Origin of the sequence: Pseudomonas sp. FSL R10-2964, assembly GCF_009600035.1 — a bacterium.
In the GTDB taxonomy this organism is placed as follows: domain Bacteria; phylum Pseudomonadota; class Gammaproteobacteria; order Pseudomonadales; family Pseudomonadaceae; genus Aquipseudomonas; species Aquipseudomonas bubulae.
The window spans coordinates 1-7,652 of record NZ_WIWH01000069.1 but is presented as its reverse complement, the minus strand read 5'-3'; the positions used below and the strand labels follow the sequence as shown (position 1 = coordinate 7,652).

General features: G+C 58.0%; 7 protein-coding genes and 1 pseudogene. 1 reads left to right on the top strand and 7 read right to left on the bottom strand.

What is annotated here, in order from left to right; genetic code table 11:
* Window positions 1-126: 126 nt before the first annotated feature.
* The 5 genes from GHN92_RS23275 to puuE form a co-directional block, all read right to left on the bottom strand.
* Window positions 127-1,416, bottom strand: coding sequence for a urate hydroxylase PuuD (locus GHN92_RS23275; protein ID WP_095002056.1), 1,290 nt, complete (start codon window positions 1,414-1,416; stop codon window positions 127-129).
* 48 nt (window positions 1,417-1,464) lie between these two features.
* The gene (locus GHN92_RS23270) at window positions 1,465-1,968 is read right to left on the bottom strand and encodes an ureidoglycolate lyase (protein ID WP_016781501.1); all 504 of its coding nucleotides are present in this window, start codon (window positions 1,966-1,968) and stop codon (window positions 1,465-1,467) included.
* A 121-nt stretch (window positions 1,969-2,089) separates the two neighbouring features.
* Complete coding sequence (gene alc, locus GHN92_RS23265) at window positions 2,090-3,085, bottom strand: allantoicase (protein ID WP_086797829.1); 996 nt, start codon at window positions 3,083-3,085, stop codon at window positions 2,090-2,092.
* Between the two features lie 61 nt (window positions 3,086-3,146).
* On the bottom strand, window positions 3,147-3,662 hold the full coding sequence (uraD, locus tag GHN92_RS23260) for a 2-oxo-4-hydroxy-4-carboxy-5-ureidoimidazoline decarboxylase (RefSeq protein WP_016781499.1): 516 nt from the start codon (window positions 3,660-3,662) through the stop codon (window positions 3,147-3,149).
* Window positions 3,659-4,588: an allantoinase PuuE gene (gene puuE / locus GHN92_RS23255; RefSeq protein ID WP_095002055.1), complete on the bottom strand. Its 930-nt coding sequence runs from the start codon at window positions 4,586-4,588 to the stop codon at window positions 3,659-3,661. Before puuE ends, uraD begins: the two co-directional genes overlap by 4 nt.
* A 373-nt stretch (window positions 4,589-4,961) precedes the next feature.
* On the opposite strand from puuE, the gene uraH reads away from it, so the two are divergent.
* Window positions 4,962-5,315: a hydroxyisourate hydrolase gene (gene uraH / locus GHN92_RS23250; protein ID WP_095002054.1), complete on the top strand. Its 354-nt coding sequence runs from the start codon at window positions 4,962-4,964 to the stop codon at window positions 5,313-5,315.
* 236 nt (window positions 5,316-5,551) lie between these two features.
* Here the strand turns inward: uraH and GHN92_RS23245 are convergent, their stop codons facing one another.
* Window positions 5,552-6,178, bottom strand: coding sequence for a LysE family translocator (locus GHN92_RS23245; protein WP_095019573.1), 627 nt, complete (start codon window positions 6,176-6,178; stop codon window positions 5,552-5,554).
* Window positions 6,179-6,238: 60 nt separating this feature from the next.
* Window positions 6,239-7,132, bottom strand: a pseudogene (locus GHN92_RS23240) (NCS2 family permease); the annotation flags it as partial.
* Window positions 7,133-7,652 lie beyond the last annotated feature (520 nt).

Sequence of the window (7,652 nt, the reverse complement as noted above, 5' to 3'; positions counted from 1 at the left end):
CCATCTTGGCCTCCTGGCTTTAATGGCGGTGTATTTTACAGAAAATCGTATTTCTTGGGTTTACGTACAGAGCCTAGTGGTGTGTTCTTGCGGCCGCAGCGGGGCTGCGACCGCAAAGGCGGTGCGTCAGTTGGTCCGTGCCCCTGCATTGATCCAGGCGCCGACCAGGTCGCGCTCCTGTTGCGTCATTTGCGTGATGTTGCCCAGCGGCATGATCGGCGTGACAACGGCCTGAGCCTGAATGCGCGGGGCCATCAGCTGGATCTGTTGCGCGGTGTCGAACATCACGCCTGCCGGAGCCGCACTGAACAACGGGCTGCTGGGGGTGGCGGAATGACAGACCGTGCAGCGCTCCTGGATCACCTTGTGGACTTGTTCAAAATCGACGGTGGCCACTGGCGCTGCCGCGGGTGCCTGTGCCGGTGCCGCTGGCGGAGCATCTGCAGCCTTGACGCCGCCCAGGGCGGTTTCCGGCAGCGGTTGGTACTTGATCACCTTGGCGGTTTCTGGCGCTGTCGACACAGGCTTTGGACCGGTAACGTAAGCCAGGCAAATCATGCCCAGGGCTGCGACCGGCAGGGTCCAGGCATATTTGTGGCTGTCGTGGCGGGTGTTGAAGTAGTGACGTACCAGCACTGCCAGCACCGCAATCCCGGCCAGGATCAACCAGTTGTACTGGCTGCCATAGGTGCTCGGGAAGTGGTTGCTGATCATGATGAACAGCACCGGCAAGGTGAAGTAGTTGTTGTGTCGCGAACGCAGCAGGCCTTTGGCCGGCAGTGCCGGGTCAGGGCTGCGGCCTTCCTTGATCGCGGCTACCAGGGCACGTTGTGCCGGCATGATGGTGCGGAATACGTTCCCGACCATGATGGTGCCGATAATGGCGCCCACGTGCAGGTAGGCACCGCGCCCGCTGAACACTTTGCTCAGGCCGAACGCTGCTGCAACCAGCAGCACAAACAGGACGAAACCGAGCAACGCCGGGCGTTTGCCCAGGGCGGAGTCGCACAGAAAGTCGTAAACGAACCAGCCGGCAATCAGCGAGCCGATACCGATGGCAACCGCTTCAGGGCCGCTCATGCTGCTGCCTGGAGCAATCAGGTACAGCGCGGGGTTGAAGTAGAACACCAGACAGAGCAGGGCGATGCCCGACATCCAGGTGAAATAGGCTTCCCATTTAAACCAGTGCAGGTTTTCCGGCATGGTGGGTGGGGCCAGTTTGTATTTTTCGAGGTGGTAAATACCGCCGCCGTGAATCGCCCATAGATCGCCAGCAAGGCCATCCTTGGGGTTGGCCCGGTTAAGGTTGTTCTCCAGCCAGACGAAATAAAACGACGCGCCAATCCAGGCCACACCGGTAATCATATGAATCCAGCGCACGCTCAGATTCAGCCATTCCATTAGATGTGCTTCCACAGTCTTTACCTCTTGCCCGTCACTCTTTTGTGAGTGTTGGACCTTCTCTTATTGGTGGGGGGCGAGGAACAGCAACTGATCCTCTTTAAAGAAATGCTCATCGCAGTTATTGCCGCTGCCACTGCGATCAACCACCAGGAAGTCATCCCGCTTTTCGATCGTCAGCACCGGGTGGTGCCAGACGCCGCGATGGTAATTGATGCCCTGCCTGCCATTACTGACAAAGGCGCGGACCAGGTCCGATACAGGTTCATCGCCAACGGGCGCGACCACGATCAGAAAGGGGTTGCCGAGCAGCGGTATAAAAGCCTGGCTGCCCAGCGGATGGCGCTCCAGCATGCGTACGGTAAATGGCATGTCCTGCGCCTCGGCGCGGAAAATGCTGATGATCGCCTTGTCCTCTGGCGTAGCCGTTTCGACCTCGGCCAGACGGTGAAAGCGCATGGTCGAACCGTTATTGATCATGAAGTGGTCGCTGCCATCGGTTTCAATCACGTCACCGAAAGGGGCGAAGGCTTCTTTGGTCAGAGGTTCAATCATCAATGTGCGCATGGTGGTCTTCTTATTCGGGTTTCTGTGGTGTCAGTTTTGTCGCTATCGCGGGTAAGCCCGCTCCCACAGGATGAATACATTTCAAATGTGGGAGCGGACTTGCCCGCGATGGGTGCAGCGCTTATTTGGCGACTTTGCCCAATACGCGGATGCGGCTTACACCACCATCCGGGAACAGGTTGAGGCGAATGTGGGTGATCGGGCCGAGGTTTTTCAGTTGCTCGCTGTAGGTGTGTTCAGCGTGCATTTCCATTTTTTGGCTCGGCAGCAGTTCACGCCAGAACAGCGACTGGGTTTCGATCTGGCTGTCGGTACCGCCCTTGACGTACGCGCCCTGGATCGAGCAGCTGTCCGGGTAGTTGCCCTTGAAGTGCAGGGTGTCGACGATGATTTTTTCGATCTCGCCCGGGTGGCCCAGCGCGACGATGACCCAGTCATTGCCCGGGGTACGACGACGTGCGGTTTCCCAGCCATCGCCCATATTGATGCCGCGGCCAGGGTTGAGGATGTTGCTCATGCGTCCGAAGTGTTCGTCGGAGCAGGCGAGGGCGCGGCCACCGTTGAGAGCTGCGGCCAGATCGACCTGCTCGTTGTCGCCTACTGCCGACCAGTCACGGAACGGCACGCCGTACACGCGCAGACGCGCTACGCCGCCATCCGGGAAAATGTTGAAGCGCAGGTGGCTGAAGGCCTGGTCATTGTTGATTTCGTGGTAGTGATGGCTGTTGCCCTGCAGCTCGACGGCCGACAGTACTTCCACCCACTGGGTGTTTTCATTCGGTTCGCCCGAGGCCAGGAAGCAGGCTTCCAGCGAGGCCGATGGTGGAAAGTTGCCGGTGAAGAATGAAGTGTCGATGTCCACACCCTTGATCGAGCCCGGAACGCCAAGACGGATGACGGCACTGTCATAGCCTTCGAAGCGCTTGCGGCGGGACTCCCAGCCGTCCATCCACTTGCCGTTGTCATCGAAAACGCCCTCCTTCCATACGGCCGGGGTCGGCTGGAACATGCGGTTGGCGTCGGCAAACCAGTCATCGGTTACCGAAACGATTTTGGTGCCCAGGCGGGCATCGGCCAGGTTGACGAACTTCTCGAAAGGTACGGCGTAAGCTTTCATTCTTCTTGTCTGCCTTTAAATGAGTGGCTGGAGATGCGTCATCGGCGGGTGCCGGTTCGGCTTAGAGCTGGAGTAATCGGAACAGGGCGATCTTGTTGATTTCTGCCAACGCGCACTTGAACTCGACGTCTGCCGGGTTATGGATGCGGGTTTCGAACGCGGCGAGGATCTGGTGCCGGTCGCTGCCTTTTACCGCCATGATGAAGGGAAACTTGAACTTGGCTTTGTAGGCCTCGTTCAGCTCGGTGAAGCGTTGAAACTCTTCGGCCGTGCATTGGTGAATACCGGCGCCAGCCTGTTCATTGGTGCTGGCTTCGGTCAGTTGGCCCTGGACGGCTGCTTTGCCGGCCAGGTCAGGGTGAGCGTTGATCAATGCCAGCTGGCTGGCGTGATCGGCGCTCAACAAAATGTCACTCATGCGCTGGTGCAGGGTTTCGATCTGGTCGACGCTGCTGTCCAGGCCCAGGTCGTAGGCCTTTTCGGCAACCCAGGGCGAGTGTTCGTAGATATCGGCAAAAGCCGCCACGAAGGCTTCACGGCTCAGTTGTGAAGGCTTGAGGGTCTTGAAGGCGCTCATTTGGCGGTCTCGGCAACAAAAGGGTGGGTGGCGTGCCAGTGGCGGGCAATGTCCACGCGGCGGGTGAACCAGACCTGTTCGTGGCCCTTGGCGTACTCAATGAAACGCTTGAGGGCGGCCAGGCGCGCAGGGCGGCCAATGAGGCGGCAATGCAGGCCGATGGAAAGCATCTTCGGCGACTCTGCGCCTTCGGCGTACAGCACATCGAAAGCATCCTTGAGGTACTGGAAAAATTGCTCGCCGGTGTTGAAGCCCTGCACCTGGGTAAAGCGCATGTCATTGGTATCCAGGGTATAGGGGATCACCAGATGCGGTTTGCCGGTGGGATTGTTGGGTTCCCAGTAGGGCAGGTCGTCGTCATAGGTATCGCAGTCGTACAAAAAGCCGCCTTCTTCCATCACCAGGCGCCGGGTGTTGGGACCGGTGCGGCCGGTGTACCAGCCCAGCGGGCGTTCGCCGCTGATTTCGGTGAGGATGCGGATGGCTTCGAGCATGTGTTCACGCTCTTGCGCTTCATCCATGTACTGGTAGTCGATCCAGCGATAACCGTGGCTGCAGATCTCGTGCCCGGCCTCGACCATGGCGCGGATCACATCCGGATGGCGCTGGGCGGCCATTGCCACGGCAAACACCGTGAGCGGAATATCGAACTCGCGAAACAGCTTGAGGATGCGCCACACGCCTGCACGGCTGCCGTACTCATACAGCGACTCCATGCTCATGTTGCGCTCGCCCTGCAATGGTTGGGCTGAGACCATTTCCGACAGAAAGGCTTCAGACTCCTTGTCACCGTGCAGGATGTTGCGCTCGCCGCCTTCTTCGTAATTGAGAACAAAAGACAGGGCGATGCGGGCGTTGCCCGGCCAATGCGGATGTGGAGGGTTTGGACCGTAACCAATCAGGTCGCGTGGGTAGTCAGCGCTCACTGCAGTCTTCCTTATTGTTCGTGGTAACAGTCGATTGGCCAGACCTGGCGTCACTGCGATGAGCTGATTGTATACAACTTTACATTTTATTTGTAACCCTGATTTTTGCTATTTCTACCACGATTTGTACAGAAAGAGTACTTGCAAGAAACCTGCCTGATTGGTCAGTTTATGGGCGAAAGGTCTCTAAGGACTGCGGCTTTGACGATTAATGCCGTGCAGGCCCCGTAGCTTCGGGGGATGCGCAGATTGTCATTTTTAATTGTGTACAATTTTTTTGATAAATGTCTTAATCGTGTCTTCGCCGAGCCTTTTGGTGCGCCAAAAGAAGGCGGCAGCCGTTTTTTTCACGACTCGGGAGGTCGCACAATCAATGGGACGTTTGACTACGCACGTTTTGGATGCCGCACACGGCTGCCCGGGCAGCTCGATCAAGGTCGAGCTGTATCGGGTTGAAGGTTCGGGGCTGGAGTTGGTCGCTACAGCCCTGACCAACAGCGATGGCCGTTGCGACGCGCCGTTGCTGGAGGGGGAGGCCTACCGTTCCGGGGTTTACCAGGTGCAGTTCAGTGCCGGTGATTACTACCGCGCACGGGGTGTGAAATTGCCGGAGCCGGCGTTTCTGGATGTGGTGGTACTGCGTTTCGGGATCAGCGCCGAGCAGGATCACTACCATGTACCGCTACTGATTTCGCCGTACAGCTACTCGACCTATCGCGGTAGCTAATCGTTTTCGATCTGCGCATGTGGTTATTTGCCCGCTCACACTGCGGGCTTTTTTTTGCCTGTCTAAATGCCATGTCCGTAGCAGCTGCCGAAGGAACGAGGCTGCGTTCGGCGGCGTAGCCGTCGTAGAACCTGAATCCGCTGTCCATCAGATAAATCGCGAACTCAGGTCTTACGATTGCTTCGCAATCGAACGCAGCCTCGTTCCTTCGGCAGCTGCTACGGGCTTGTGTGCAATCAGCGGCTCAACAACGACGCCGTGCCTGCCACGCTGAACAGCCCGGCACTGACCCGGTTGAACCAGCTCTGGCCCTTGCCGCTGCGCAGGTACCCCGCCGCACCGTGGGCACCCAGGCCGTAGGCCAGCTTGCACAGCAGGTCGAGCACGGTCCAGGTGGCGATCATCACCAGTAACTGGTTGAGGAACGGTAGATCGGGGTTGAGAAACTGCGGCAAAAAGGCAGCAAAGAACAGAATGTCCTTAGGATTGCTGGCCCCCAGCACGAACGCGCGCCCAAACAGGGCGCTAAAGCGCGGTATTGGTGCGGCTTCGGGCACATTGGTGACGGTGGCCGGCTGACGCGATTGTTTCCAGCTTTGCCAGGCCAGGTAAAACAGGTACAGCGCGCCCACGATCTTCAGGGCGCTGAAGAGTTTTTCCGAGGCCAGCAGCAAGGCGCCCAAACCCAGTGCCGAAGCGCTGAGCAGGCAGATCGAGGCAAATACACCTCCCAGAAAAGCCGGGTACGAACGGCGCAAGCCGTAGTTCAGACTGTTGCTGATCATCAATAACGACAGCGGCCCTGGAATCAGGATTACCACCAATGCCGCGCTGCTGAACAGCAGCCAGGTTTCCAGACTCATCACTTCCTCCCAAACAACAAAGGCCCCGCGTCATTGCGGGACCGATTGATACCGCCAGGTTTACAGGTAAATAAACTTGGCGATGAAAATAGCGCAGAGCACCCACAGGCTGACGGAAATTTCCCGGTATTTGCCGGTGCCTGCCTTGAGTGCGACAAAGCTGATAAAGCCCAGGGCAATCCCGTCGGCGACCGAGAAGGTCAAAGGCATCATGATCACGGTCACTATGGCCGGGATGCAGTCAGTGGGTTCGTCCCAGTTGATGTGCTGCATGCCGCCCATCATCAGCATGGCCACATAAATCAGAGCGCCTGCCGTGGCATAAGCGGGGATCATGCCAGCCAGAGGGGCAAAGAACATGGCGGCCACAAACAACACGCCCACGGTGACGGCAGTAAGCCCGGTACGTCCGCCTGCCGCAACGCCTGCGGCGCTTTCCACGTAGCTGGTCACGGGTGGCACGCCGACCACCGCACCGAACACGCTGGAGGCGCTGTCGGCCTTGAGGGCCCGGGACAGGTTTTCGATCCTGCCATCGGCCTTCACCAGCCCGGCACGCTGGGCCACGCCCATCAGGGTGCCGGCCGTATCGAACATGTGTACAAACAGAAAGGCCAGCACCACGCTGATCATGCTGATGTTGAAAACGCCCTTGAGGTCCATGGCCATCCAGGTCGGTGCAAGGCTTGGCGGTGCCGACATGATGCCGTTGTAATGCACCAGGTCCAGGCCCCAGCCGGCGAGGGTCACGGCGATAATGCTGATCAGGATGGCGCCGAAGACGCGGTGATAGCTCAGAATCGCAATCATCAAAAAGCACACCGCTGCCAGCAGCGGGGCAGGGTCGCGCAATGAACCGAGCTTGATCAGGGTGGCCGGGCTGTCGACGATAATGCCCGAGGTTTTCAGGCCGATAATCCCCAGGAACAACCCCACCCCAGCACCCATCGTGTAGGTTCACAAAATAGATGATTCGGGAGACCCAGCAAACGCAGGGAAAATATCATTTTTTCTGTGACCGCCAAGGACGGGAATCACAGAAAAGATGAGAAAAGCCTACTGGATTCACAAAATAGATGCGCTCTCGGCCCAGACAGAGGTTTCAGAGAGCGGCGGTTCTTCAACGCAGTTTGTGCGTTTAAAGAAGACCCCATACACCTCACTTGTGGAGCGCGCATGCCGGTGATGCCGTAAGGTGATGGACCCATGCCGCCAATCTTTCGAGATTGCTCTCGCCAATACCATGGCGGGATAGGGTCGCGTAGACCTAAAAGGCCCGGCCTATTCTTCAAATCAGACAAAAGTGCCCGGCTAGCATAGTTAGGTATTTGAGCTGTATCTTGGCAATGGCGAGGACTACTCGGTAATCAGTTCGCGCCACCGGCCAAGTATCAACGACTGAATCGCCCCTAGTTTCGTAGACACCTCCAAGCCTTAAAATGAGGCCCATTAGGAGGTGCCATGAGCAACCAGC